This window comes from Bordetella sp. (genome assembly GCF_057362025.1).
Map to the genome: position 1 here is coordinate 20,385 of NZ_JBMQQZ010000002.1, position 24,318 is coordinate 44,702.

Consider the following 24,318-nt stretch of genomic DNA (forward strand, 5'->3'; position numbering starts at 1 on the left):
CGCCCGGCCTCAACAGGCTGTGCGCGTATCCACATGCGGGTGCAGCGCCGCCGCCCACTGCAGCAAGGCCCCGTCCGTATCCGGCCGCCCTATCCATTGCACCCCCACGGGCAGCCCGAATTCGCCGGCGGCGGTGGGCAGATGGATGCAGGGCCAGCCCAACAGCGACCATATCCGGTTGAAGACCGACGACCCCGTGCTCGCCAGCCCCTGCGGCGCTTCGCCCGGCGCGCTGGGTGCGACGATGAAATCGACCTGCCCGAATTCGTCGAGCCAGCGCGACGCCAGCTGCGCGCGCAAGCCTTGCTGGCGCACGTAGGTTTCGCGATCGATGGCCAACCCGGCCCGGACGGCATCGCGCGTCGCCTCGCTGACCAGATGCCCGCGTGTCCGGACGATGGGCAACATACTGCGTGCCAGCTCGTAGCGCATGATCGCACTGTGCGCTTCGACCAGCGCGCGGATGTCGTCGTCCAGCGCCGGACGCACGATGCTCGCGCCCCGGCGCTCCAGGCGGTCGACACAGTCGCGCAAGGCATGGTGTGCGGCCGGGCTCAAGCGCCCCAGCGTTTCGCAGCCCAACAGCGCCACTGTCGGGGCGCGTGCCGGCACTGGCGATTCGTGCGCCCCGATCAGCACCGAGGCGACGGAAAGCGACTCCGCAGCGGTACGCGTGAACCACCCTATCGTATCGAGCGATTCGCAAAGCACCTGCATGCCCGCGCGATGCACGCGTCCGAACGTGGGCTTGTAGCCGATCACGCCGCAAAAGGCGGCGGGACGAATGACGGAGCCGCCGGTTTGCGTACCCAACGCCATGTCGACCATGCCGGCGGCAACCGCGGCGGCCGATCCACTGGAGGATCCGCCCGGCGTATGGGAAAGCCGGTGCGGATTGCGCGTGGCGCCAGGCGATGTGAAGGCAAACTCGGCCGTTACCGTTTTGCCGACCGGAACCGCACCGGCCTCGCGCAGCCGCGCCACGCAAGCGGCGTCGAATACCTTGGGATCGCCATCCATCGCCCGGGCACCGCACCGCGTCGGCATGCCGGCGACGTCGATGATGTCCTTCACACCGAACGGCATGCCGCGCAGGCTGCCCTCGCTGTCTTCGCCGATGCTCGAATCGCTGACCGGGGCGTCGCCATTGCGGCTTCCCTCGCCATGGGCCTCGGCGCCATCGGGCAGCGACGCGGCATCGGCCTGGCAAACAAAGGCCTGGATTTCGCCATCCCGTTCGGCGATGGCACGCAGGGCATGCAGCGCCCGGCTGGAATGGAAGCGGCAAACCGGATTGTGAGCGTGAGTCATGGCGGCAAGAGGATAGACATTCAAAAGCCGGGCGCCGCGTCGATACGCCGCGCCCGCCTCGCGATCACTGGATGGTAATGTGTTTGTCTTCGATGAGCTTGCTCCAGCGCGCCGACTCGCTGGCGATAAAGGCCTTGAAATCCGAGGGCGACCCGCCGGCGACCTCGGCGCCCTGGGATTCGACCACCGACCGGTAGCCGGCGTCGTTCAAGACGGCATTGATGTTCTCATTCAAGGTACGGATTACCGTATCGGGCGTCCCCGCCGGCGCGATCACGCCGAACCAATTGGACGCCACCATATTCGGTATTCCGAGCTCACCAAAGGTCGGCACGTCGGGCAGTGCGGCAAGGCGCTTGTCGGCCGACACCGCGAGCAGGCGCAACCGGGGCTGGTCGCCCTTGGCATAAGGGATGAACAGACTCGCCAGCTCCAGATAGAAATCCACGTTGCCCGCCATCAGATCGTTTACCGCCGGCGCGCCGCCGCGATACGGAACATGCGTTGCCTTTATTCCCGCATTGCCCTGAAACAGCTCGGTGACCAGGTGGGATGCGCTGCCCGCGCCGGTGGATGCATAGTTCAATTTGTCCGGGTTTGCCTTCGCCGCCTGGATCAATCCGGCCGCGTCCTTGTACGGCGACCGGCTATTCACCCCCAGCACCATCGCGCCCCGCTCGATCAGCACGATGGGTGCGATGCCCTGCTGCGGATCGAATCCCAGGTTGCTTCCGTACAGCGATTTGTTCACGGACAGCGGCGCGAAATTGCCCAAGCCGATGGTGTAGCCGTCGGGGTTGGCGCGCGAGAGCTGCGCGGTGCCGATATTGCCGCTGGCCCCGGGCTTGTTCTCCACGACCACGGGAACGTGCAGACGCTCGCTGAGCCCTTGCGCCAATTGCCGCGACCGGGTGTCGGAGCTGCCGCCGGCAGCGTAGGGAACGATGAATGTAATGGCCTTATTCGGATAGGCCTCTTGCGCGCCGGCCGGCACGGCTGCCGCCCACGTGAAAGCACCGGCGGCGGCCAACGCGTATTTGAACAGACTTGACGACTTCCCCATGGATCTCCCTCGCATGCTGCCCGCGCGTCGCGGGCGAATAGTTCGGGAAAATTCTAGGCAGCGGGTATTGTGTTGTCTAATACTCAATAGATTCAAGATTGATATCTTCAACGACATAATCATGCTGGACAGCCGCCTGCTCCATGTCTTTTCCGTCGTCGCCGAGGAACTGCACTTCGGCCGGGCCGCGCAACGCCTGCACATCAGCCAGCCGCCGCTGAGCCAGAGCATACGAAAGCTGGAAGAAACGCTGGGCACCCGTTTGTTGATCAGGTCCACCCGGTCTGTGCGGCTGACCGCGGCCGGCGCCGAACTGCATCGCCGCGTGCGGCTGCTCGCCGCGGATTCGGATGCAATGGTGCGGGCCGTGCAACAGACCGCCAAGGGCGAAGCGGGGCACCTGACCATCGGGCTGACGCCCAGCGCGGCCTATTCGAATCTCTCGCAGGTGCTTTACGAATTCCGCCGGCGCTACCCCACCGTGCGCCTGGACCTGCGCGAGATGAATTCCAACGCCATGCCGGATGCGTTGCACATGCGTCTGCTGGATCTGGCCTTGCTGCGCCCACCTTTCGCCGATCCGGATCTGGCGCCGCTGCGCGTCTATGATGAGCCCATGCTGGTCGCCATGCGCAAGGACCATCCCCTGGCCCGCAAGCGTTGGGTCACCATGAGCCAGGTCCTGGACCATGACATGATCGGCTACTCCAGGGAGAACTCCCGCTACTTCAGCCAGGTCCAGCAATTGATGACGGGCGCGGTAGCCAAGCCGGCGCGTATCACCATGGACAGCATGATCCCCACCATCCTGACCCTGGTAGAGGCCGGCTTCGGCCTGGCACTCGTGCCGGCAGCGCTCTCGCGCATGCGGGCGGACACCCTGGCCTATGTCGGCGTCCGCGGCCCGGGGGCGATGCGGGCGGAATTGCTGGCGGCGCGGCAACCTTCAGGCATCAATCCGGCCATCGACCGGTTCATGGCCATCATGCGGGAGGTCGGCCGCGCCGGCTAGCCGAAATTCGCCGCGCGGTGCGGAACGTAGGCCTCTTCCAGGCGGCGCGTTTCCTCCGCGGAGAGCTTCAGTGCCAGCGCCGCGGCCGCATCGACCAGGTGCTGCGGGCGGGATGCCCCGATGATGGGCGCAGTCACCGCCGGGCGCTGCAGGAGCCACGCCAGCGCGACCTGCGCGCGCGGCACCCCGCGGCCGGCGGCCACTTCCCCCACCGCCTGTACCACGCGGCGATCCGCGTCGTGCGTATCGCCGTACAGCCGGGCCATGGTCTTGTCGCTCTGGGTGCGCCGGGTGCTCTCGTCCCAATCGCGCGTCAGCAGCCCGCGCGCCATCGGGCTCCATGGCACCACGCCGATGCCTTCGGCCGCGCACAGCCGCAGCATCTCGTTTTCTTCCTCGCGGTACAGCAGGTTGTAGTGGTTCTGCATGCTGACGAAGCGCGTCCAGCCGTGCAGATCGGCGGTATACAGCGCCTTGGCGAACTGCCAGGCATGCATCGACGATGCCCCGATGTATCGGGCCTTGCCGGCCTTGACGATATCGTGCAGCGCCTCCAGCGTCTCTTCGATGGGCGTGTGCTCGTCCCAGCGGTGGATCTGGTACAGGTCGACGTAATCCGTGCCGAGCCGCCGCAGGCTGGCATCGATTTCCCGCATCAGGTTCTTGCGCGACAGTCCTCCGCCATTGGGGCCCTTGCGCATCGGGTAGTACACCTTGGTCGCGATGACCACATCGTCGCGGTCGGCGAATTCGCGCAGGGAGCGGCCGACGATTTCCTCGCTGGTACCGTCGGAATAGCTATTGGCCGTGTCGAAGAAGTTGATGCCGGCATCCAGGGCCTGGCGGATCAGCGGGCGCGCCTCGGCTTCGTCCAGCGTCCACGGATGCGTGCCGCGGTCCGGCACACCATAGGTCATGCACCCCAGGCACAGGCGCGACACCTGCAGGCCGGTCTTGCCCAAACGCACGTATTCCATCGCTACACTCCAATCGCGGCGCCGCCACCCGCATATACCTGCGAGGCGCACAGGGTTATCCGTCGTACGGAACGAATCGCATCATAGTGCCGTTGAACGATAATGGCAGCTTCCTCATCGCTGCCTTGCCGGCATCCCATGCCCTCCCCGACCTCGCCCCCCGCCCTCACCCCGCGCGGCAGCATCGCCACGCTGCGCGCGCTCGGCCCCTACCTGTGGCCCGAGGGCCGCAACGACCTGAAGCTGCGCGTCATTCTGGCTGTCCTGTGCCTGTTCCTCGCCAAGGGCGCCACGGTCTATATCCCCATTCTCTACAAATCGGCCATCGACGCGCTCAACCACGGAACCGCGAACGGCGCCGCCGCGCTGCCGGTCGGGTTGATCCTGGCCTATGGGGCGGCACGCATTCTGTCGCTGCTGTTCTCCGAACTGCGCGATGCCGTCTTCGCGCGGGTCGGCCAGCATGCCGTGCGTGAAGTCGGGCTGCAGGTTTTCCGCCACCTGCATGCGCTGGCGCTGCGCTTTCATCTGGGCCGCCACACCGGCGGTCTGACGCGCGCAATCGAACGCGGCACGCGCGGCATCCAGACGCTGCTGCAGTACCTGCTGTTCAATGTATTGCCGACGCTGTTCGAAATCGCGCTGGTTTGCGTGCTGCTTTGGCGCATGTTCGATGTGTGGCTGGCGCTGGCGACGGCGGTGACCGTGGTGTTGTACCTGGCGTATACGCTGGCGGTCACGGAGTGGCGCACGAAATTCCGTCGGCGCATGAACGAAACCGACTCCGAAGCCAACACCAAGGCCGTCGAAAGCCTGCTGAACTACGAAACGGTCAAGTACTTCGGCAACGAGGAGCACGAAGCACGGCGCTATGACGTCTCGCTCAAGCAGTACCAGCGCGCGGCCGTCAGCAGCCAGGTCAGCCTGTCGCTGCTCAATATCGGCCAGGCGGTGATTATCTCGGTCGGCCTGACGCTGGTCATGTGGATGGCGGCGCGCGGCATCACGCTCGGCAAATACACGCTGGGGGACTTCGTTCTCGTCAACACCTACCTGCTGCAGCTGTACGACCCGCTCAGTTTCTTCGGCTTCATTTATCGCGAGGTCAAGCAATCGCTGATCGATATGGAGCGCATGTTCGAACTGATGGGCGAAGACCGCGAAATCCAGGACCCGCCGGGCGCCCTGCCCTTGCGGGTGCAGGGAGGACAGGTGGAGTTTCGTGGCGTGACCTTCGGCTACGACCAGCGGCGCGCCATCCTGAAAGGCGTGGACTTCACCATCCCCGCCGGCAAGACGCTGGCGGTAGTGGGCCCGTCGGGCGCCGGCAAGTCGACGCTGGCCCGGCTGCTGTTCCGCTTCTATGACGTCGACGGCGGCGCCATCCTGATCGACGGGCAGGACATCCGCCAGGTCATGCAAGCCAGCGTCCGCGCCGCCATCGGCATCGTGCCGCAGGACACCGTGCTTTTCAACGACACCATCCGCTACAACATTGCTTACGGACGTCCGGGCGCCAGCAACGCCGAAGTCGAAGCCGCCGCGCGCATGGCACATGTCCACACCCTGGTGATGCATATGCCGGACGGCTACGACACCGTGGTGGGCGAGCGCGGCCTGAAGCTGTCCGGTGGCGAAAAGCAGCGCGTCGCCATTGCCCGCACCCTGCTGAAGCGGCCCGCGCTATTCGTGTTCGACGAAGCCACCAGCGCGCTGGACACGCATACCGAACGCGAAATCCAGGCCAATCTGCGCGAAGTCAGCCTGGGCCGCACCACGCTGATCATCGCGCATCGGCTATCCACCATCGTGGACGCGGACGAAATCATCGTGCTGGACGACGGGCGTGTCGTCGAGCGCGGCACGCATGCCGCGCTGCTGGCGCGTGACGGCATCTATGCCGGCATGTGGCATCGGCAGCAGCGCAGTGCCGCGCGCGCGGAAAGCGACCAGGACGCGGACGCCGATACGCCGCAGCCCGCCGCCTGACGGACTGCCTAGGGCAAATCGTCGATGGTATCGACGTCGCGCAGCACCCCGGGATCCGCGCATGGCATCTCGTACACGCCATGGCGCCGCAGCAGCGCGCGCGCGCCTTCGTCGCCGTCCAGTGCCGCCAGCTCCGGCAGCAAGTCCCACGCGAAGGCCACGGGGTGGCCACGGCGACCGCCGTATACCGGCGCCGCGATGCGATGCGACAGTGCCGCGTCGCGCAGCGCCAGCAATGTATCGGACATGATCCAAGGCATATCGGCCAGTGCCACCACGCAGCCGTGCGGGGCCGGCACATCGTGGGCAGTACCGGCCGCCGCCACCGTGGCATCGCCGGCCTGTTCGCCAGCGCCGGAATGGCCGTCCATCCCGGCGCCCGCGCCGCCCCCCGTCCGCATCAATTCGCGCGCCGCGCAGGCCAGGCTGGCGCCCATGCCGCGCGCGGCACCGGCCGCCTCCAGCACCACGCAACCCGCGGACTGCAGGGTACGCGCCAAGGCCGGCGCGCCCGGCCGCACCACCGCGACGACGACGGGAAAGACCTCTTGCAGCGCCTGCGCCGATGCCTGCGCCACGGTGCGCCCATCGGGCAACACCGACAGCAGTTTGTCAGCCTGGTCATGTCCCGAGGACGCACGGAACCGCTCGCCGCGGCCCGCCGCCAGCAGAATTCCCACACACCGGTTTCCACGGCGATCGATCGGTACTATGCTCATCCGGCTAGTGTACTCATCCAGTTCGTTCATCCGCGCGCCTCGATCGAGGTGCGTCATACATCGTGAGGCCCATCACCCATGGCAACACTGACGATCAACGGCAAACAGCATAACGTCGATGTCCCCGACGACACGCCCATCCTCTGGACGCTGCGCGACGTCGTGGGCCTGACCGGCACCAAATTCGGCTGCGGCATGGCGCTGTGCGGCGCCTGTACGGTGCACCTGGACGGCACGCCCATCCGCTCCTGCGTCACGCCGATCTCATCGGCCATCGGCAAGCAAATCACCACCATCGAAGGCATAGGCGCCGACGCCGTCGGCAAGAAGGTCCAGGATGCCTGGGTCGCCATCGGCGTGCCGCAATGCGGTTACTGCCAGAGCGGCCAGATCATGTCGGCCACCGCCCTGCTGAAGACCACCCCGGCGCCCAGCGATGCCGATATCGACAGCGCCATGAGCGGCAATATCTGCCGCTGCGGTACCTACACCCGCATCCGCGCCGCCATCAAGCAGGCGGCCGGCGGCCCGGCGGCGCACGCCCATGCGTCCGCGCAACCCATCGAAGACCGTACGCTGGCCCTTGCGGACCAGGAACCGGCCACAGGGAGGGACCTCCTATGAGCGCGCATCCCCGCTACACCGTCCCGCAGGCAGCGCCTTTGTCGCCACAGCGCCGCGCGCTGCTGAAGGCCGCCGGCATGGCCGCCGGCCTCGCCCTGATAGGCGGCTGGTCCGGCGACGTACTGGCAGCCGACGCCGGCAAATATGGCGTGGACGGCTTTCCCGGCGGCGCCGTCGACGATCCCACTGTTTTCGTTCACGTCGGAACCGACGGCATCGTCACCATCATGGCGTTGCGCCCCGAGATGGGCCAGGGCGTGCGCACCGGCCTGCCGGCGGTCATCGCCGACGAGATGGAAGCGGACTGGGCCCATGTCCGCGTCGTGCAGGCTCCCGGCGACCAGCAGAAATACGGCAACCAGAATACCGACGGCTCGCGCAGCACCCGTCATTTCTTCACGCCGATGCGGCGCGTCGGCGCGGCCGCGCGGGGCATGCTGGAAGCGGCCGCCGCCAAACGGTGGAACGTCCCGGTAAGCGAAGTCCACGCGCGCGGCCATCAGGTAGAGCACGCGAAGACCGGCCGCAAACTGGGATACGGCGAACTGGCGCAGGCCGCCGCCGCCATGCCCGTGCCCAAGGGCGACGCGGTGCGCCTGAAATCGCCGGCGCAGTTCCGCTATATCGGCAAGCCCGACGTGCGCAATGTCGATGGGCGCGATATCGCCACGGGCAACACGCACTATGGCATCGACACGCGGCTGGACGGCATGATGTACGCCGTCATCGCGCGGCCGGGCGTGCTGGGCGGCAAGGTCAGGCACTACAACGCCGACGCCACCCTGAAGGTACCGGGCGTGGTCAAAGTCGTCGAGATCGCCCCGACGCCGTTGCCCGCCCGATTCCATCCGCTGGGCGGCATCGCCATCATCGCTACCAATACGTGGGCCGCGATCAAGGGCCGCCAGGCCCTGCAGATCGAGTGGGACAACGGCCCCAACGGTAGCTACGATTCCGATGCCTACAAGGCCCAGCTGCGCGACCTGGTCCAAAAGCCCGGTAAGGTGGCGCGCAACGACGGCGACGCGATGGCGGCGCTGGCCTCCGCCGCCAAGCGGGTGCGAGCCGAGTACTACCTGCCCCATCTGGCGCACGCCACCATGGAACCGCCCGCCGCCGTGGCGCGCATCCAGGACGGCAAATGCGAGGTCTGGGCCTGTGTGCAGGCCCCGCAGGCGACCGCCGAGATCGTCGCCGAGCACCTGAAGATCAAGCCGGCGGACGTCACGGTCAATGTCACCCTGCTGGGCGGCGGCTTCGGCCGCAAGTCCAAGCCGGACTTCGCCGCCGAAGCGGCCCTGCTGTCGCAAGCCATGGACGGCAAACCAGTGAAGGTAACCTGGACCCGCGAAGACGACATTCGCAACGACTACTTCCACACGGTCTCGTACGAACACCTGGAAGGCGGCCTGGATGCCAGCGGCAAGGTGGTAGCCTGGCTGCATCGCAGCGCCGCGCCGCCCATCGCCTCGACTTTCTCACTGCAGGCGAAGGGCGAGCAGCCTTCCGAGCTGAACATGTCCGCCGTCAACCAGCCCTTCGATATCCGCAATATGCGGGTCGAGGCGCCGGCAACGGAGGCCCATACCCGCATCGGCTGGTTTCGTTCCGTATCGAACATTCCGCACGCCTTCGCCGTGCAGTCCTTTATCGCGGAGATGGCGCACGAGGCCGGGCGGGACCACCGCGACTTCCTGCTGGAACTGATCGGCCCGCCACGCAAGGTGTCGCCGCGGGCGCTCTCGGACAACACCAACTATGGGGAGTCGCCCGATCTTTACCCCGTGGATACGGGGCGTCTCCGCCGGGTGATCGAGCTGGCGGCCCGCGAAGCCGGCTGGGGCAGCCGCAAGCTCCCGCCCGGCCATGGCCTGGGCCTGGCCTATGCCTATAGCTTCGTCACCTACGTCGCCATGGTGGTGGAAGTGGCGGTGGGCAAGGATGGCCAGGTCCGCGTCAAGCGCGTGGACATCGCCGGGGACTGCGGACCGCAGGTCCAGCCCGACCGTATCCGCTCGCAAGCCGAGGGGGCCTGCATCATGGGCTTGAGCCTGGCCACGCAAGGGGCCATTACATTCAAACAAGGGCAAACGGAACAGACCAACTTCCACCAATACCAGGTCGCCCGCATGCCGGAGGCCAACATGGATATCCGGGTCCATCTGGTCCCTCATGGCTATGACATGCCCCTGGGCGGGGTCGGCGAGCCCTTCCTGCCGCCCTTCGCCCCGGCGCTGTGCAATGCCATTTTCGCGGCCACCGGCACGCGCATCCGCACGCTGCCCATCGGCGATCAGCTGCATTCAGCCTGACCCGTGACGCACCGGCGGCGTCCGACAGGGCGCCGCCTTTTTTATTCCGGCAAATGGTCGGGAATCCCGTTTTCGTCCACCGCTCGCACGGCCGCCAGCGCATTGCGCGCGGCGGACATGGCTTCCACGCCGCTGCGGAAACGGCGTGACAGGTAAATTTCAAAAGTTCGGGGCTCTTCCTCGGCGCCTTCCCTGCGCGTTTCCATGAAGGCCCGCGCCGGCTCGCGACCCTGCGGCGGGATGGAATACGCGTATACGGTGTAGCCGTCGATGGACTTGGGACTCATCGCTGCGCTCCTCTATGGAGACCGGGCCGTCCGGCGTTGGCGCGCAGCATCGCAGAAATCCAAATATTTCGCAAGAAAACCGAATAAAATGAAACATCAAGGGACGCATAGAGCGGACCGAGCCGCCTATGTCGCCTCCGGCAGCGCCGCGTAGCATGCGGCCAGATGGTACGGGGTGGTGGATGGCATGTCCGCTCGGGCCACTCCGCCGCGCGCGTCCAGGCATTCGTACCACCCGCCGGCATGCAGGAATCGGTCGCGGAATAGGTGCAACTGCCGCTCCAGATCGTGCAAGGACGCCTCGTCCCCGCGCAGCGCCAGGGAACGGGCGTATTCCGTCTGCGCCCAGATCCGCTGGGTCGCATCGGTGACCGCGCCGCGCAAGTCCAGGCTGGCGCAGACGGCCTGGACGTCGGGCTCGACCCCATGGCGCCTCGCGTAGTCCATTGCATGCGGGACCGATCCGGCCAGCCCGGTGTCCCGGAAGACGTCCGGCGCGGCCTGCACCAGCGCATACCATTCGAACTGATGCCCGGGCTCGATGCGGTTGCCCGTCTCGCGCGTGGGCAGTTCACATATACACTCCGTGGCGGCGTCCATGAAGTGCATGGACACGCCATCGGCGATGCGGCGCAGCGCATCGTCGTACCACGCCGTGTCTCCCAGTCCGCGCGCCGCCAGATAAGCTTCGGTCAGGTGCATGATCGGGTTCTGCAGCGGTCCTTGCCGCGGGGTCAGCCCGTCGCCGTCCAGTTGCGCCAGATAAAGTCCCCCTGCCTTGCCGAAGCGCGATTCCACCAGCGATACCGTTTCAGCCAGCGTCTGCAAGGCGCGCGGATCGCGCGAACGACGGTAATACGCCGCGCAGGCAAAGACCACGAAGGCATAGGTGTACAAATCGTGATGGGTTTCCAGCGGCGCCGCGTCCGGGCCGATGCTGTAGACCCAGCCGCCCGCCGGATGGCGAAAGCGATGCCGCAAGGATTCGAACAGCCGTTCGGCATGCGCCGACAGCGCTGCCGCGCCGCCCAGGGAAAACACGAACAACTGTCGCGCGCATGCCATCGTGCGATAGCGCTGCGGCGGCAAGGGCTGGCCGTCGACGCTGCTCAGGGATTCGAAAGGCAACCCTAGCGCGGCGTTGAAACCCCGGGTCAGCCACAGTGGCAGCACGACCTCGTCATAGTGCGTCCGCAATTGAGCGACAATGCCCGCCAGCGCACCGCCCTGCCCGTATCGGGCGGTCGTCATGATGCGGAATACGGCCCCGCCGGGGCCGATTCCATGTGCAGCGAAAGCCGCCCCTTGTCCGTCAGGACGGGTGCCCCGGATCCGTCGATTTCGATGCAGCGCAGGATCAGCAACGCGTCGATGAAGCGCTGCGGAACCGGTTCGGCCGCGCCGCTCTTGTCCGCGATGACCCCCAGCCAGTAAGCCAGCTCGCCCTGTTTGAATTGATGCAAAGCCATGCGGCTGCCTCCATACCGCCATGTCGGCGGAATGTCCTATTATCGTCCATCTCTTCCCTCCCCTACATGGACGACATACAAGGCCACGCATGGATATCCTGACCAATTCCTTCAAGCGGGCGCTGCGCGCGGGCAAGCCTCAGATTGCCTTGTGGGCCGCACTGACCCACCCGTACACGGCAGAGATCTGCGCCGGCGCGGGCTTCGACTGCCTGGTCATCGATGGCGAACACGCGCCCAACGAACTGCAGACCATGCTCGCCCAGTTGCAATCCGTGGCGGCCTATCCTGTGGCGCCGGTCGTCCGCCCTCCGTGGAATGATTTCGTCCGCATCAAGCAGATCCTGGACATAGGTGCCCAGAATCTTCTGATTCCGATGATCCAGTCGGCCGAGGAAGCCGCCGCCGCCGTTGCCGCGGTCCGTTATCCGCCGGCGGGGATCCGTGGCGTGGGCAGCGCGCTGGCCCGCTCGTCCCGCTGGAATCGCATCCCGCGTTACCTCGCGCGCGCCAATGACGAGATGTGCGTCCTGCTGCAGATAGAAACGCCCGCCGGCCTGGCCGAACTCGATCGGATACTCGAAATCGACGGCGTGGATGGCGTGTTCATCGGGCCGGCCGATTTGTCGGCCAACATGGGCCACCTCGACAACCCCGGGCATCCCGACGTCACATCGGCCATCGACGACGCCATTCGCCGTATCGTCGCCTCGGGCAAATCGGCCGGCATCCTGCATACCGATCCCGTACGGGCCAAGCATTACCTGGCCCTGGGCGCGACCTTCGTCGCCGTCGGGGTCGATGCCACGCTGCTCGCGCGCGCCGCCGAATCGCTCGCCGCTCAATTCGATCGAGGGAGGCCGGCCGTGCCCGCCGGCGCGCAGCAGGGTCCCTATTGAATGCATAAAATAGCGCCCACACGCAGCAGCGGAGGATTCATGCCTTTTCGTATTTCCCCTTGGGGATGGCGCGCCATGGGCGCCGCCCTCGTCTCGGGCAGCCTTGCCATGCTGGCGGGATGCGCCGCCACCACCGGCCCGATCATTCCCACGGGGCAACCCGGCCAATACACCGTGACTGCCCGTTCCGGCGGCCTGACGACTTCATGGGTCCAGCTCAAAAGCCAGACGCTGGATCGCGCCAGGGACTATTGCACGTCGCAGGGCCTGAAAATGACCCACCCGGACGTCTCGTCCAATCATGCGACCGGCTTTATGCGCGCGGAAACCTACGTCACCTTCAACTGCGACCCCATCCCTCAGCCCAAGAACAACGAGCAGGGGCAGGACGGCAAGGGCGGACAGACGCCAGCCCGCTAGAAGTTTTCATCGATCCACTCGCGCGCCCATTGTTCGGCGTCTTTGCGCGCCAGGCTTTCGGTCGGTATGGACGCGCCCGGGTAGGGGGGGAAGGCAAAGCCGTTCACCGGGTCTCCGCCTTCCAGCATGGAGATGAAGATACGCGCCTGATAGCACCCGTTCTTCGACGCTTCCACCCCGCATTCGATAACAAAGTTCTTGTACTGGATCATGGGCTCGCTCCGAACATCTTAAGGGGCAAGCGGCATGGCGCAGGAATGCGTGGGCGACCTGCTGAGCCCGTCCCCTACCCATGCCAGAAATACCGGCGCCTACCCCGTCCAGTGCGCCGGTCCCGCCAAAAACTGAATGCGCCAAGTACGCGACCGTAAATATCGCACTGCCGGAGGAGCTTCGCCAAGGCTGCCAAAGCTTTCAAATGCAAGCAGTCTTGACGCTCAAACGGAAGGCGCGCGACGCGCGTGTGCAGGCATGGGAGACCCGGATGGCATCTTTTGCACAAGCGCAGCGCCCGCTTCAACATCGGGGCGGGCCCCCTGGCAGGCAAGGAAAGCATGGGAAGCATGACTTCCGGCCGGGTCGGGCGCAGGCCTCCCGGCCATCGGTCGTATCCGGGGCCGACCAAAAGCGCACCTATCGATGTCCTAGCGCCGGCGCGCCTTCCGCCCGCCGCGGCTCGTGCGTTGGGGGGAGTCCCGGCCGCCGGGCGGCGAACGTATCGCCCGTTTGACCGGGACACCGCCACGGCACATAACCCGTATGCACCCCGGCGGGATGTGGCGGTAACTATTAGTCCTTGCCGATTTCGTGGCCAATCACGCCGCCCACCACCGCCCCGCCCACCGTGCCGGCCGTGCTATGCGTGGTTTCATGGCCTATCGCGCCGCCGGCCGCCGCTCCGCCCAGGGTGCAGCCGCCCATCATGGGTAAACAGATGGCCAGTGCCAGCGCCGCGATTCTACGAAGTCGAGTCATGGCAAGCTCCTTGTCGTTCGTGGGGCCCCTGCCGGTGCAAACGCCGTACCCGAGTCCGGCTCCCGCCCTTTCCTGAACCGCCAGCCGGCGATCCCGGGCACGGCCCGTGCTGACGACTTCATTCGTGACGAGAACGGAGCCTTTTCCCCGCCGCATGGGCATCCATGCAGGTTCGGCCGCCGCGGCCCGATATCGCCACCCCGGTTACATCGGTAATCGGCATTAGTGTTTTCGCTTGACGCCCAAATCGAACATGCGGGACACTTTCGCGCGACCGTCACAAGTGCGACGGCAGGAACGGAGGAATCGGTGGTGCAGCATCTCGCACGCATGGCGAGTGGTATCGAGGGACTCGACCGCATATTGAACGGCGGATTCATCGAAGGCGCTTCCTATATCATCCAGGGCCGCCCCGGGGCCGGCAAAACCATTCTCTCCAACCAGATTGCATTCGCGCACGCTGCCAACGGCGGCAAAGTGCTCTATGTGACCTTGCTGGCGGAGAGCCACGAACGGCTGTTCCATGCGATGTCCACCCTGGACTTTTTCGAAGAGGAAAAGCTGGGACAGGAAATCGCCTACGTCAGCGTTTTCCACGCTCTGCGCGAAGAAGGGCTGGGCGCGGTGGTCAAACTGCTGCGGCAGGAAACCAAACGGCACAACGCCACGCTGCTGATCTTCGACGGCCTGCTCAACGCACGGGAACGTGCCGAGACAGACCTGGACGTCAAAACATTCGTGGCAGAGGTACAGGGACAGGCCGGCTTCGTCGGTTGCACCGTGCTGTTTTTGACCAGCACCCGGCTGGACGACAGCAGCCCGGAACACACCATGGTCGACGGTGTCATCGACCTGAGCGACGAGATCTTCGGCGTCCGTACCGTTCGCCAGCTTCAGGTACGCAAATCGCGCGGCAGCGCCGCGGTCGGCGGATTACATCAATACGAGATCACCCAGACTGGGGTCACAATCTATCCGCGCCTTGAAGCCGTCTCGTGGCCGCAGATGCCGCCCTCGCCCGCGATACTGGCGCAACGGGTCACCAGCGGCAATGAGGGCATGGATGTCCTGACGGGCGGCGGCCTGCCGCGCGGGTCCGTCACGCTGCTGGCCGGCCCCACGGGCACCGGCAAGACCACGCTGGGCCTGCACTTCCTTAGCGGCGCCACCGAAGAAGAACCCGCATTGCACTTCGGTTTCTTCGAGACCTCCACCCTGCTGCAACGCAAAGCGTCGACGCTGGGCATTACGCTTCCGATGGACCACGTCCAGCTGATATGGACGCCCATGTCGGAAAACCTGTTGGACAAGCTGGGACACGAATTGCTGGACCTGGTCGCGCGCCATCGCGTCACACGTCTATTCGTCGATGGCATCGGCGGATTCGAACGGGCCGCCACGCACCGCGCCAGGCTGGTGGAATTCTTCACCACCCTGACGAACCGCCTGCGGGCCATGGGGGTAACGACGCTGTTTACGTGGGAAATGCGCCAGATCATCGACGAAGACGTCACCGCGCCGACGGACCAGTTGTCCGCGATGTTCGATAACATCATCCTGCTGCGGCAAGTCGTCCAGGATCAGGACCTGAATCGCACGATCTCCATCCAGAAAATGCGCGATAGTGCTTTCGTGGGCAACACGCGCCTGCTGGAGATCACCAGCAACGGGCTACGTGTCGGTCCCAAGCTGGGAGCCCCCGCCGGCAGCAAGCTGGCGGAACACCTTGGCGGATCCTGACGATGAACGTGATAGCGTCAGGAGGCCGCTCGCCATGGCATTGATCCTCGTCGCGGACGACGAGATCCTGCTTGCCGAGATGCTGGCCGATCTCCTTGAGGACGCCGGGTACGATGTACTCACGGCGCCCCACGGCCGCGCCGCGCTGGAGATCATGAAGAACCGGCGCCCGGATCTTGTCATCACCGACTTCATGATGCCGCTGATGACGGGGCTGGAATTGGCGGAAGCCATACGCGCGGACGGTGATATGCACGCCCTGCCCGTCATTCTGGTGACCGGCGCGCAAGGCCTGCTCGCCCGCCAAAGCCCCGGCCTGTTCAACCTCGTGGTGGACAAGCCCTACGACCCGCGAATGCTGCTCGCCGAAGTCGGGCGGCTGGTGCAAAAGCCCTGACCTCCAACCTCGGGGAAGGCGTTGAATTTTCCTCGGGGAAACAGCCAGGTTTGCATCGATAACGGCACAAAGCAGGATTATCCCTAAAGGGTGATCCACATCGTTTCACCTATACTGCGCCGGCCCCTGTTTTGTTTTGTCCCGCACTCCGCGGCAAGACCGACCGGGTGGCACACCGTTCGTCCGGCGCAATCGCCTTACCCCTCGCGCGACAGCCGGATAACGCACATTGCTGACGCCGCGGTTATCCACCGCACGGCGTCACGGTTCTGGAGATCGGCACAACCTGTGCCGCAGCCTGGGAGAGGAGATGAAGTCGATGAGTGGATTCCCACTGAAGAAAGCCGCGCTGGTACTGACCATGGCCGGCATGGCAACCGCGACCGCGCAAGCCGCCGAAACCAATGTACAGCTCTACGGCATAGCGGATGTCAGCGTCCGTTATTTGAGCACCGGCGCAGGCTACCAGCCGGACAACAGCCGCATCTCGATGGAGAACGGCGCTGTCACCAACAGCCGCTGGGGTTTGAAGGGCACGGAGGACCTGGGCAATGGCAATTCCGCGTTCTTCCGCCTGGAAAGCGGCTTCAATATGCAGGACGGCAACGAAAACGATCCCGGCCGCATGTTCAACCGGCAATCCTACGTCGGCCTGGATGGCGGCGACATCGGCGCGATTTCGCTGGGGCGGCAGGACACGCCGCTATTCACCATCCTGGGCGATACCTTCGACCCGCTGACAGTCGGAAACTACGAGCAAAACTCCTGGCTTCCCGTCGCCATGTCGCGGGCCCGCAGCTCCGAGTCGGTGCGCTATCGCAATAACAAGCTGGGCGGCTTCGACCTGATCCTGTCGTATGCCTTCGGCGACTCCTTCGACGACCACAAACTGGGGCAGCAATACGGCGGCACGCTGACCTACACGACCGGCCCGCTAACTGTCGGCGGCGGCTATCAGTTCACCCGCGCCGACACCAACTCGGCCTATACCCAGCGGGTGTGGAACCTGAACGCCGCCTACCGCCTATTCGACACCACCCGATTGTTCGTCGGTTACTTCAACGGACGCGACCAGACGGGCTTCGTGAATGCCGTCATGGGCATCGCCGATCCCCCGGACAACGGACTGCAACGCAAGGACAACGGCTACTACGCCGGCGTGACATGGCAGCCGATGGCCACACCGTGGACTTTCACCGGCGCCGCCTACTTCGACACCAGCAAGAATGTGATCGAGGAAGGAGACAAGGGCAAACGCTATGCGCTGGTCGCCCTGGCTGAATATGCCCTATCGAAACGCACGCAACTTTACGGCACCGTGGACTTCAACCACGTCTACGACGCGGCGTCCGCGGAAATCGCCAGCGGCTCGACCCAGCTGGGCGTGGGTACCGGGATCAGGCACATCTTCTGATACGACGACAGGAACCGGCAAGTACGCAACCGCACCCAGGAGGGCAATGCACACGGCACACGTGGCGTTCGCAGCAACCCTTAATGGAGCGACACAATGATAGGTTCATCCACTTCGGCTGTTCAGGCCGGTCTCAATTATTCGCCGACCGAGACCATACAGGCGGCGAACACATCCGCCAAGGCAGGGGCCGACAGCCAAAAGCAGGCCATCGCGGGCTACTACAGCCACCTGAGCGTCCAGACACCGCTCTACGAAGAAGAAAACGATCAATCCGTATTGGGCACTTCGGAAGAACGGGTTATCCACGAACAGTTCCAGGCACTAGCCGACCGGATCAAATTGATTCTTGTCCGCAACAACAGCACCGCCATCAACGAGAGCGGACGCCAGCTCGACACATTCGTCGACGAGATCAAGAACCGGGGTAAGCAAGGGCGCTTGTCGAGCGAAGAGGCCCACTACTTCTACAGCGCGGCGTTCAAGGGCAAGCTGGAACGCGACATTGCCGCGGCGGACCTGGCAACAGGGGATGACATCGGCCCCGCCACGAGCAGGCTGGAAGCTTTGTGCAGCCTGATGGGACGCCCCGCGGAAATATTCGGCCACGTCGTGACCAAAACCATCATTGCCGACTTCGCCCAATCGTTCGAGAAGGCAATCGCGAATGAATTGCCGCCGGGATTGAAGGCGATGGACGAAGGCCCCTTGACCCCGCTGCCGGCGACCCTGCCGCCCGCATTGCAAGCGCTGGCCGATCGCTCGCGAGCCGCCGGGCTGCCCGGTAACGCCCGCCCGGTGTGATATGGATCCGGCGTGACGCAAAGCGTCAAGGCAACGCATCCGCCGCCGCGGATGCGTTGCACTGGCCCATGAAAAAAGGCCATGAAAAAAGGCCATGAAAAAAGGTGTTAGTGAATTATCACTAACACCTTTTTGAACTGCTGGTCGGGACGGCGGGATTCGAACTCGCGACCCCTTGCACCCCATGCAAGTGCGCTACCAGGCTGCGCTACGCCCCGAAAGACCGAAAGTATATCAGATGTCTTGAACCTTTGCGCTGCTCACTGCATATCGTCGTTGGAAGCAGGCCCGGGGTTGTTCGTGTCCCCAGCGTCCGTCTTCGAGACGCCGCCGTTCGCGTCGCTTGCACCTTGCCGGATACTGTCCAAGGCTTCGGCCAGCACGGTGGACACGCCGTTCAGTTCCGCGCGCAGGGCCTGCATTTCCGCACCGGTAAACCGCACCGCCGCGTCATGGTCATGAGGCGGCGCCTCGCGCGCATCGCCCAGGCGATTGCGCGCGCCGCTGATCGTAAAGCCCTGTTCATAAAGCAGCGAGCGGATGCGGCGTATCAACAGCACTTCGTGGTGCTGGTAATAGCGTCGGTTTCCGCGCCGCTTGACGGGTTTCAATTGGGTGAATTCCTGCTCCCAGTACCGCAGCACATGCGGTTTGACGCCGCACAGGTCGCTGACTTCGCCTATCGTGAAGTAACGCTTGGCCGGGATCGGAGGCAGGACAACGGCAGGTTCTGGTCGAGTCATGGTAGGAACGTTAGCGGCATGGCCCATGCGGCCCGGGACACATCGATGGCGAAGCCGGCCTAGTCGGCCGAAGACGGTTCGGCCGGGGTCGCGGTGCTTTCGACGATGCTCTTCAGCTTCTGGCTGGCGTGAAAAGTCACCACGCGCCGTGCCGCGATCGGAATGGTTTCTCCGGTCTTGGGATTGCGTCCGGGCCGGGGCGGTTTGTCGCGTACCTGGAAATTGCCAAAACCGGACAGCTTCACGGAGTCCCCCCGCGCAAGCGCGTCGCGGATCTCCTCGAAGAAGGTGTCGACAATGTCCTTGGCCTCGCGCTTGTTCAAACCGACCCGTTCGAACAATAGCTCCGCGAGTTCGGCCTTGGTCAATGTGCGTGGCTCGGAAAGCATGGTCTGTAATCCCCTTTCTTATCGCTGCGCGCGTCAGGCGCGTTGACGCGCGCCGTGGGCCTGGACCAGCCTGTCCTTGAGTCTTTCCAGGCAGTTGGCGACACGCGCCTCGTCCAGCGTTGCGTCAGTGTCCTGTAGCCAGAAGCGGAAAGCAAGGCTTTTTTCCCCAGCGGAATCATCGACTTGCGTCTGTTCTCGCCACACGTCGAAGAGCCGGACGTCCTGCACGATACCGAGTTTCGGGTCCTGGGCGATGGCTTGCGCGATAGTGTCCAGCATGGCTTGCGCGGGTAGCGCAGCGTCCACCCACAGCGCCAGGTCGCGCACCACCACGGGCTGGCGCGACAACTCGCGCACCTGCGGCAGGCGTCCTTCCAGCACGGCCTGCACATCCAGTTCGAACACCACGGGGGCGTGGGCGAGTTCCGCCTTTTGCGCCCAGCGCGGGTGCAGCTCGCCGATCCAGCCGATGGGCTTGCCGTCCAGCGCAATGCGGGCGCCGCGTCCGGGATGCAGCGCCGGATGCGGGGCCGCCTCGAAACGCAGCTCGGTACCGCGCGCGCCGAACAGCGCCTGCACATCCATCTTGACGTCGTAGAAGTCGACGTGGCGCGTCGGCATGCCCCATTGCTCTTCGACGTGCGGCCCCCAGGCCGCGCCGGCCAGCATCAAGGGCTGCCGCACGCCGGCGACGGCCAGCTCGCCATCGGCGATCGTCGCGTCGCGGAAGAACACGCGGCCGAGCTCGAACACCCGCACCCGCGACTGCTTGCGATTGGCGTTATGGACGATATTCGCGACCAGTCCCCCCAGGAGACTGGAACGCATCACAGCCAATTGGCTGGCGATGGGATTGAGCAGCTTGATGGGATCGGCATTGCCCGCATAGTCGCGTTCCCAGTCCGCTTCGACAAAGCTGAAGTTGACGACTTCCTGGTAGTCCAGCGCGGCCATATGGCGACGCACCGCATGCGGGCTGCGGCGCGCTTCCGGCGGCACGCGCATCTTGGCCAGCGCCATCGGCGGCTGGTCGGGAATGCGTTCGAAGCCGTGGATGCGCGCGATTTCCTCGATCAGGTCTTCCTCGATGAACAGATCGAAGCGATAGGACGGCGGCTCCACCACCACGGTGTCGTCCTGGATGCTGTGCGTCAGCCCCAGGCGGGTGAAAATTCCGGCAATCTCCTCGCGCGGGATCTTCACGCCCAGCACGCGTTCGCAGCGGGACAGGCGCATGCGCACCGGCTCGCGGCGCGGCAGGTTGACGGTCTTGTCTTCGATGGGGCCGCATTCGCCGCCGCAGATTTCCAGGATCAGCCGCGTGATGATTTCCAGATGTTCGGGGATATCCTGGTAATCCACGCCACGCTCGAATCGATGGCTGGCTTCGGAACTGAATTTGTAGCGCCGCGCGCGCCCGGCAATGGCCTCGGGCCACCAGAAGGCTGCCTCGACGTAGATATTCCGGGTATCCAGCGTGACGGCGGTGGCATCGCCGCCCATGATGCCGGCCAGGCTTTCCACGGCATCGCCGGCGGCGATCACGCCAACGTCCTGGTCCAGCGCGACGGTCTGGCCGTTCAGCAGGACCAGCGATTCGCCGGGTTTGGCCCAGCGCACCGTCAGGCCGCCGGAAATCTTGTCCAGGTCGAAAACGTGCGTGGGCCGGCCAAGCTCCAGCATGACATAGTTCGAGATATCCACGAGAGCCGACACCGAACGCTGCCCGGCCCGCTCCAGGCGGGTCTTCATCCACTGCGGGGTCGCCGCGCGGGCGTTCACGCCGCGGATGATGCGGCCTGCGAACCGGCCACACAGGTCCGGAGCCTGGATGTCGACCGGCAGCACGTCGCCGAAGGCAGGCCGGACCGGCTCGGCGGCCGGCACCTTCAGGGCGGCACCCGTCAGCGCCGCGACCTCGCGCCCCACGCCCAGGATGGACAGGCAATCCGCGCGGTTGGGCGTCAGCTTCAGCGTGAACAGCGTATCGTCCAGGTCCAGCAGGTCGCGCAGCGAGGCGCCCGGGGTGCTATCGGAAGGCAACTCCAGCAGACCTGCATGGTCCTGCGACAGGCCCAGTTCGCGCGCCGAGCACAGCATGCCGGCGGATTCGACGCCGCGCATCTTGGCCTTGCCGATGTTGATGTCGCCCGGCAAGCGCGCGCCGATGCGCGCCAGCGGCACTTTCAGGCCGGCCGCCGCGTTGGGCGCGCCGCAGACGATCTGCAAGCGCTCACCCGAGCCGTCGTCGACCTGGCACACACGCAGTTTGTCGGCATTCGGATGCGGGGCGATCTCGACGATGTGGCCCACGACCACGCCGGAGAACGGCGGCGCGGCGGATTGCAGGTCTTCGACCTCCAGACCGGCCATCGTCAGGCGATGCGCCAATTCTTCGGTATCGATGGCAGGGTTGACCAGCGCGCGCAGCCAGGATTCGGGAAATTGCATGATCAGCCGTAGATTATTCGTTGAACTGGCGAAGGAAACGCAGATCGCCTTCGTAGAATTGGCGCAGGTCGTTTACCCCGTAGCGCAGCATCGTCAGGCGCTCCAGGCCCGAGCCGAATGCGAAACCGATGTAGCGTTCCGGGTCGAGCCCGAAGTTGCGCACGACAACGGGATGCACCTGGCCCGCCCCGGATATCTCCAGCCAGCGTCCGCGGTTGGGGCCGCTGGTGAACATCATGTCGATCTCGGCCGACGGTTCCGTAAACGGGAAGAAGGACGGACGGAAGCGCACCGCCAAGTCGTCGCTTTCGAAGAAGCAGCGCAGGAAGTCCGTATAGACGCCCTTCAGGTCGGCGAACGATACGTCTTCGCCGATCCACAGGCCTTCGACCTGATGGAACATCGGCGAATGCGTGGCATCGCTGTCGACGCGGTAGGTACGTCCCGGCGCGATCACCTTGATGGGCGGCTTGTTCATGCGCGCGTAGCGCACCTGCATCGGGCTGGTATGCGTGCGCAGCAGCAGCGGCAGGCCCTGCGCGTCCTTCATGTCCACGTAGAACGTGTCCTGCATGGACCGGGCCGGGTGGTTTTCCGGATTGTTCAGCGCGGTGAAGTTGGTCCAGTCATTTTCGATTTCCGGGCCGTCGGCGACATCGAAACCGATGGAGCGGAAGATGGCTTCGACGCGTTCCCAGGTACGGATCACCGGATGGATGCCGCCCACGCCGCGGCCACGGCCGGCCAGGGTGACATCGATGGTTTCGGAGGCCAGGCGCTGCTCCAGCTCGGCCTGCGCCAGTTCGGCGCGGCGCTGGTTCAGCAGCTCCTCGATCTGCTGCTTGGCACGGTTCACCCGTGCGCCCATCTCGCGTTTCTGCTCCGCGTCCAGCTGGGCCAGCCCGCGCAGCATGACGGTCAGCGCGCCTTCCTTGCCAAGGAATCGTGCTTTGATGTTCTCCAGGGCAACCGCGTCGGGCGCGGCCGCGAATCGTTCTTTCGCCTGAGCGATCAGGTCTTCGACCAACTGTGTCATGGCATCAGCCTAGGAAGCGCGGCGCGAAACGCAGCCGTCAAAAACGCAAACAGGGCCATGACAGCCCCGTTTGCAGCAATGCGCGATACGTCGAAAAACGATCAGGCGGACAGGGCAGCCTTGGCCTGTTGGACAACGGCGGCAAAGCCGGCCTTGTCGCGCACGGCCAGGTCGGCCAGCACCTTGCGGTCCAGATCGATGGACGCCTTCTTCAGGCCGGCCATGAACACGCTGTACGTAACGCCGTGCTCGCGCACCGCGGCATTGATACGCGTGATCCACAGGGCGCGGAAGGTGCGCTTCTTGTTGCGGCGGTCGCGATAGGCATATTGCCCGGCGCGCATGACCGCCTGCTTGGCGATGCGGAATACATTACCGCGGCGGCCGCGATAACCCTTGGCGGCGTTGAGGACTTTCTTGTGACGGGCGCGGGCGGTAACGCCGCGTTTGACGCGAGGCATAGTGGATCTCCGTAATCTATCAAGCGAAAGGCATCATGGCCTTGACCGAGGCGACATTCGTCTCGTGAACCGCGGCCGAACCGCGCAGCTGGCGCTTGTTCTTGGTGGTCTTCTTGGTCAGGATGTGGCGCTTGAACGCCTGACCCCGCTTGATCGATCCGCTGCCGCGAACCTGAAAGCGCTTGGCAGCGCTTTTCTTGGTCTTCATCTTGGGCATGATAGTCCCTTACTTCCTTTCGGAGTGCGGTCCGTCGCCGGACGCAGGTTGATTAACATCATGGTCACGCAGGTGCTTGCCCGCAGGCGCCGCGACACCGGCCGCGACACCAACACACGCAAGGCTTCGAGGGCCTGAGGCCACCCGGACCACTTATGGGTACTGCCTGGCACGGCTAACATAAACCTGCCGGGACTACTGGTTTTCCGTCGCGCATATGCACACGCACCTGCACAACACGTACATACCTACTGAGTGCACAGGGCCACAGCAACGGCATGCGCTTTAGCCGGAAAGCCTTTGATTATATGGCATTTTCGCCACGCTTGTCGAACCGCCGGGCACGCGCATGTTGGCCGACTCGCCACACATGCGTCCCCTTATCCGGCTTGCGCCGGATCCGGGTATGCGGGCCCGCGAGGCGCCCGCCTGCCGGGCGCCGCTGCCTGTGCCCGACGGCCGGGTGGAAGCACCCTATCCCCTCCGGCCTCGATAGCGAGCACTGCCTGTCCACCTGCGATGCTGCCCTGCCGACCGCCAGCCGTCGGGCGCGACCCGGTCCCGCCCAAATGAAGTGTCGCTTCGCCGCGACGCAGCGGGAACCTCTCC

General features: G+C 65.0%; 25 protein-coding genes and 1 tRNA gene. 10 read left to right on the forward strand and 16 right to left on the reverse strand.

What is annotated here, in order from left to right:
- Positions 1–9 precede the first annotated feature (9 nt).
- Both ACO1P8_RS00155 and ACO1P8_RS00160 read right to left on the reverse strand, forming a co-directional pair.
- On the reverse strand, positions 10–1,311 hold the full coding sequence (locus ACO1P8_RS00155; protein ID WP_486293939.1) for an amidase: 1,302 nt from the start codon (positions 1,309–1,311) through the stop codon (positions 10–12).
- Between the two features lie 64 nt (positions 1,312–1,375).
- The gene (locus tag ACO1P8_RS00160; protein ID WP_486293940.1) at positions 1,376–2,374 is read right to left on the reverse strand and encodes a Bug family tripartite tricarboxylate transporter substrate binding protein; all 999 of its coding nucleotides are present in this window, start codon (positions 2,372–2,374) and stop codon (positions 1,376–1,378) included.
- Between the two features lie 121 nt (positions 2,375–2,495).
- Between ACO1P8_RS00160 and ACO1P8_RS00165 the strand changes: the two genes are divergently transcribed.
- Positions 2,496–3,386 (forward strand): LysR family transcriptional regulator, encoded by an 891-nt coding sequence (locus ACO1P8_RS00165; protein WP_486293941.1) that lies wholly within the window; start codon positions 2,496–2,498, stop codon positions 3,384–3,386.
- On the opposite strand, the gene ACO1P8_RS00170 is transcribed toward ACO1P8_RS00165, so the two are convergent.
- On the reverse strand, positions 3,383–4,363 hold the full coding sequence (locus tag ACO1P8_RS00170; RefSeq protein ID WP_486293942.1) for an aldo/keto reductase: 981 nt from the start codon (positions 4,361–4,363) through the stop codon (positions 3,383–3,385). The genes ACO1P8_RS00165 and ACO1P8_RS00170 overlap by 4 nt on opposite strands.
- Before the next feature lie 138 nt (positions 4,364–4,501).
- On the opposite strand from ACO1P8_RS00170, the gene ACO1P8_RS00175 reads away from it, so the two are divergent.
- The gene (locus ACO1P8_RS00175) at positions 4,502–6,352 is read left to right on the forward strand and encodes an ABCB family ABC transporter ATP-binding protein/permease (RefSeq protein WP_486293943.1); all 1,851 of its coding nucleotides are present in this window, start codon (positions 4,502–4,504) and stop codon (positions 6,350–6,352) included.
- A gap of 8 nt (positions 6,353–6,360) precedes the next feature.
- On the opposite strand, the gene ACO1P8_RS00180 is transcribed toward ACO1P8_RS00175, so the two are convergent.
- Positions 6,361–7,032 carry a nucleotidyltransferase family protein gene (locus tag ACO1P8_RS00180; RefSeq protein WP_486293944.1) on the reverse strand — a complete coding sequence of 224 codons (672 nt, stop codon included), beginning with the start codon at positions 7,030–7,032 and terminating at the stop codon, positions 6,361–6,363.
- Between the two features lie 117 nt (positions 7,033–7,149).
- Here ACO1P8_RS00180 and ACO1P8_RS00185 point away from each other — a divergent pair, with 117 nt between their 5' ends.
- Complete coding sequence (locus tag ACO1P8_RS00185; RefSeq protein ID WP_486293945.1) at positions 7,150–7,695, forward strand: (2Fe-2S)-binding protein; 546 nt, start codon at positions 7,150–7,152, stop codon at positions 7,693–7,695.
- A complete protein-coding gene (locus tag ACO1P8_RS00190; protein ID WP_486293946.1) occupies positions 7,692–10,007 on the forward strand; it encodes a xanthine dehydrogenase family protein molybdopterin-binding subunit in 2,316 nt (771 codons plus the stop codon). The genes ACO1P8_RS00185 and ACO1P8_RS00190 overlap by 4 nt, the downstream gene beginning before the upstream one ends.
- Positions 10,008–10,048: 41 nt before the next feature.
- On the opposite strand, the gene ACO1P8_RS00195 is transcribed toward ACO1P8_RS00190, so the two are convergent.
- The 3 genes from ACO1P8_RS00195 to ACO1P8_RS00205 form a co-directional block, all read right to left on the reverse strand.
- Positions 10,049–10,294: a hypothetical protein gene (locus ACO1P8_RS00195; RefSeq protein WP_486293947.1), complete on the reverse strand. Its 246-nt coding sequence runs from the start codon at positions 10,292–10,294 to the stop codon at positions 10,049–10,051.
- A 126-nt stretch (positions 10,295–10,420) separates the two neighbouring features.
- Positions 10,421–11,545: an AGE family epimerase/isomerase gene (locus ACO1P8_RS00200; protein WP_486293948.1), complete on the reverse strand. Its 1,125-nt coding sequence runs from the start codon at positions 11,543–11,545 to the stop codon at positions 10,421–10,423.
- Positions 11,542–11,763: a hypothetical protein gene (locus tag ACO1P8_RS00205; RefSeq protein WP_486293949.1), complete on the reverse strand. Its 222-nt coding sequence runs from the start codon at positions 11,761–11,763 to the stop codon at positions 11,542–11,544. Before ACO1P8_RS00205 ends, ACO1P8_RS00200 begins: the two co-directional genes overlap by 4 nt.
- A gap of 89 nt (positions 11,764–11,852) precedes the next feature.
- Here ACO1P8_RS00205 and hpaI point away from each other — a divergent pair, with 89 nt between their 5' ends.
- Positions 11,853–12,662, forward strand: coding sequence for a 4-hydroxy-2-oxoheptanedioate aldolase (gene hpaI / locus ACO1P8_RS00210; protein ID WP_486293950.1), 810 nt, complete (start codon positions 11,853–11,855; stop codon positions 12,660–12,662).
- A 39-nt stretch (positions 12,663–12,701) separates the two neighbouring features.
- Positions 12,702–13,082 carry a hypothetical protein gene (locus ACO1P8_RS00215; protein WP_486293951.1) on the forward strand — a complete coding sequence of 127 codons (381 nt, stop codon included), beginning with the start codon at positions 12,702–12,704 and terminating at the stop codon, positions 13,080–13,082.
- Here the strand turns inward: ACO1P8_RS00215 and ACO1P8_RS00220 are convergent.
- Together ACO1P8_RS00220 and ACO1P8_RS00225 are read right to left on the reverse strand one after the other, a co-directional pair.
- The gene (locus tag ACO1P8_RS00220; RefSeq protein WP_094841458.1) at positions 13,079–13,294 is read right to left on the reverse strand and encodes a hypothetical protein; all 216 of its coding nucleotides are present in this window, start codon (positions 13,292–13,294) and stop codon (positions 13,079–13,081) included. The two genes, ACO1P8_RS00215 and ACO1P8_RS00220, sit on opposite strands and share 4 nt — an antisense overlap.
- A 577-nt stretch (positions 13,295–13,871) precedes the next feature.
- Positions 13,872–14,006, reverse strand: a complete 135-nt coding sequence (locus ACO1P8_RS00225) for a glycine zipper 2TM domain-containing protein (RefSeq protein ID WP_486294102.1) — start codon at positions 14,004–14,006, stop codon at positions 13,872–13,874.
- Positions 14,007–14,369: 363 nt separating this feature from the next.
- Here ACO1P8_RS00225 and ACO1P8_RS00230 point away from each other — a divergent pair, with 363 nt between their 5' ends.
- The 4 genes from ACO1P8_RS00230 to ACO1P8_RS00245 all read left to right on the forward strand — a co-directional run bounded on the left by ACO1P8_RS00230 (position 14,370) and on the right by ACO1P8_RS00245 (position 18,412).
- Complete coding sequence (locus tag ACO1P8_RS00230; protein WP_486293952.1) at positions 14,370–15,797, forward strand: DUF7125 family protein; 1,428 nt, start codon at positions 14,370–14,372, stop codon at positions 15,795–15,797.
- 34 nt (positions 15,798–15,831) lie between these two features.
- Positions 15,832–16,194 carry a response regulator gene (locus ACO1P8_RS00235; protein WP_486293953.1) on the forward strand — a complete coding sequence of 121 codons (363 nt, stop codon included), beginning with the start codon at positions 15,832–15,834 and terminating at the stop codon, positions 16,192–16,194.
- A 361-nt stretch (positions 16,195–16,555) separates the two neighbouring features.
- Complete coding sequence (locus ACO1P8_RS00240) at positions 16,556–17,608, forward strand: porin (protein WP_486294103.1); 1,053 nt, start codon at positions 16,556–16,558, stop codon at positions 17,606–17,608.
- Between the two features lie 96 nt (positions 17,609–17,704).
- Positions 17,705–18,412, forward strand: a complete 708-nt coding sequence (locus ACO1P8_RS00245; protein ID WP_486293954.1) for a hypothetical protein — start codon at positions 17,705–17,707, stop codon at positions 18,410–18,412.
- A gap of 141 nt (positions 18,413–18,553) precedes the next feature.
- On the opposite strand, the gene ACO1P8_RS00250 is transcribed toward ACO1P8_RS00245, so the two are convergent.
- The 7 genes from ACO1P8_RS00250 to rpmI all read right to left on the reverse strand — a co-directional run bounded on the left by ACO1P8_RS00250 (position 18,554) and on the right by rpmI (position 23,709).
- Positions 18,554–18,630: transfer RNA gene (locus tag ACO1P8_RS00250), tRNA-Pro, on the reverse strand.
- Between the two features lie 42 nt (positions 18,631–18,672).
- On the reverse strand, positions 18,673–19,155 hold the full coding sequence (locus ACO1P8_RS00255) for a MerR family transcriptional regulator (protein WP_486293955.1): 483 nt from the start codon (positions 19,153–19,155) through the stop codon (positions 18,673–18,675).
- A gap of 59 nt (positions 19,156–19,214) precedes the next feature.
- Entirely contained in the window at positions 19,215–19,544 is a 330-nt protein-coding gene (locus tag ACO1P8_RS00260) for an integration host factor subunit alpha (protein ID WP_094841452.1), read from the reverse strand.
- A gap of 33 nt (positions 19,545–19,577) precedes the next feature.
- Positions 19,578–21,995 (reverse strand): phenylalanine--tRNA ligase subunit beta, encoded by a 2,418-nt coding sequence (pheT, locus tag ACO1P8_RS00265; protein ID WP_486293956.1) that lies wholly within the window; start codon positions 21,993–21,995, stop codon positions 19,578–19,580.
- 13 nt (positions 21,996–22,008) lie between these two features.
- Complete coding sequence (gene pheS, locus ACO1P8_RS00270; RefSeq protein WP_486293957.1) at positions 22,009–23,031, reverse strand: phenylalanine--tRNA ligase subunit alpha; 1,023 nt, start codon at positions 23,029–23,031, stop codon at positions 22,009–22,011.
- 101 nt (positions 23,032–23,132) lie between these two features.
- Positions 23,133–23,492 carry a 50S ribosomal protein L20 gene (gene rplT / locus ACO1P8_RS00275; RefSeq protein WP_066634744.1) on the reverse strand — a complete coding sequence of 120 codons (360 nt, stop codon included), beginning with the start codon at positions 23,490–23,492 and terminating at the stop codon, positions 23,133–23,135.
- Positions 23,493–23,511: 19 nt separating this feature from the next.
- Positions 23,512–23,709 (reverse strand): 50S ribosomal protein L35, encoded by a 198-nt coding sequence (gene rpmI / locus ACO1P8_RS00280; RefSeq protein ID WP_006387997.1) that lies wholly within the window; start codon positions 23,707–23,709, stop codon positions 23,512–23,514.
- Positions 23,710–24,318: the final 609 nt, after the last annotated feature.

Excerpts from the sequence above, each read along its gene's own strand:
- rpmI (WP_006387997.1), bottom strand. The coding sequence starts at position 23,709 with ATGCCCAAGATGAAGACCAAGAAAAGCGCTGCCAAGCGCTTTCAGGTT.
- ACO1P8_RS00260 (WP_094841452.1), bottom strand. The coding sequence starts at position 19,544 with ATGCTTTCCGAGCCACGCACATTGACCAAGGCCGAACTCGCGGAGCTA.
- ACO1P8_RS00185 (WP_486293945.1), top strand. The coding sequence starts at position 7,150 with ATGGCAACACTGACGATCAACGGCAAACAGCATAACGTCGATGTCCCC.
- ACO1P8_RS00205 (WP_486293949.1), bottom strand. The coding sequence starts at position 11,763 with ATGGCTTTGCATCAATTCAAACAGGGCGAGCTGGCTTACTGGCTGGGG.
- rplT (WP_066634744.1), bottom strand. The coding sequence starts at position 23,492 with ATGCCTCGCGTCAAACGCGGCGTTACCGCCCGCGCCCGTCACAAGAAA.
- pheS (WP_486293957.1), bottom strand. The coding sequence starts at position 23,031 with ATGACACAGTTGGTCGAAGACCTGATCGCTCAGGCGAAAGAACGATTC.
- ACO1P8_RS00240 (WP_486294103.1), top strand. The coding sequence starts at position 16,556 with ATGGCCGGCATGGCAACCGCGACCGCGCAAGCCGCCGAAACCAATGTA.
- ACO1P8_RS00215 (WP_486293951.1), top strand. The coding sequence starts at position 12,702 with ATGCCTTTTCGTATTTCCCCTTGGGGATGGCGCGCCATGGGCGCCGCC.
- ACO1P8_RS00165 (WP_486293941.1), top strand. The coding sequence starts at position 2,496 with ATGCTGGACAGCCGCCTGCTCCATGTCTTTTCCGTCGTCGCCGAGGAA.
- ACO1P8_RS00175 (WP_486293943.1), top strand. The coding sequence starts at position 4,502 with ATGCCCTCCCCGACCTCGCCCCCCGCCCTCACCCCGCGCGGCAGCATC.
- ACO1P8_RS00200 (WP_486293948.1), bottom strand. The coding sequence starts at position 11,545 with ATGACGACCGCCCGATACGGGCAGGGCGGTGCGCTGGCGGGCATTGTC.
- pheT (WP_486293956.1), bottom strand. The coding sequence starts at position 21,995 with ATGCAATTTCCCGAATCCTGGCTGCGCGCGCTGGTCAACCCTGCCATC.
- ACO1P8_RS00225 (WP_486294102.1), bottom strand. The coding sequence starts at position 14,006 with ATGATGGGCGGCTGCACCCTGGGCGGAGCGGCGGCCGGCGGCGCGATA.
- ACO1P8_RS00160 (WP_486293940.1), bottom strand. The coding sequence starts at position 2,374 with ATGGGGAAGTCGTCAAGTCTGTTCAAATACGCGTTGGCCGCCGCCGGT.
- ACO1P8_RS00220 (WP_094841458.1), bottom strand. The coding sequence starts at position 13,294 with ATGATCCAGTACAAGAACTTTGTTATCGAATGCGGGGTGGAAGCGTCG.
- ACO1P8_RS00255 (WP_486293955.1), bottom strand. The coding sequence starts at position 19,155 with ATGACTCGACCAGAACCTGCCGTTGTCCTGCCTCCGATCCCGGCCAAG.
- ACO1P8_RS00195 (WP_486293947.1), bottom strand. The coding sequence starts at position 10,294 with ATGAGTCCCAAGTCCATCGACGGCTACACCGTATACGCGTATTCCATC.
- hpaI (WP_486293950.1), top strand. The coding sequence starts at position 11,853 with ATGGATATCCTGACCAATTCCTTCAAGCGGGCGCTGCGCGCGGGCAAG.
- ACO1P8_RS00245 (WP_486293954.1), top strand. The coding sequence starts at position 17,705 with ATGATAGGTTCATCCACTTCGGCTGTTCAGGCCGGTCTCAATTATTCG.
- ACO1P8_RS00190 (WP_486293946.1), top strand. The coding sequence starts at position 7,692 with ATGAGCGCGCATCCCCGCTACACCGTCCCGCAGGCAGCGCCTTTGTCG.
- ACO1P8_RS00155 (WP_486293939.1), bottom strand. The coding sequence starts at position 1,311 with ATGACTCACGCTCACAATCCGGTTTGCCGCTTCCATTCCAGCCGGGCG.
- ACO1P8_RS00170 (WP_486293942.1), bottom strand. The coding sequence starts at position 4,363 with ATGGAATACGTGCGTTTGGGCAAGACCGGCCTGCAGGTGTCGCGCCTG.
- ACO1P8_RS00235 (WP_486293953.1), top strand. The coding sequence starts at position 15,832 with ATGGCATTGATCCTCGTCGCGGACGACGAGATCCTGCTTGCCGAGATG.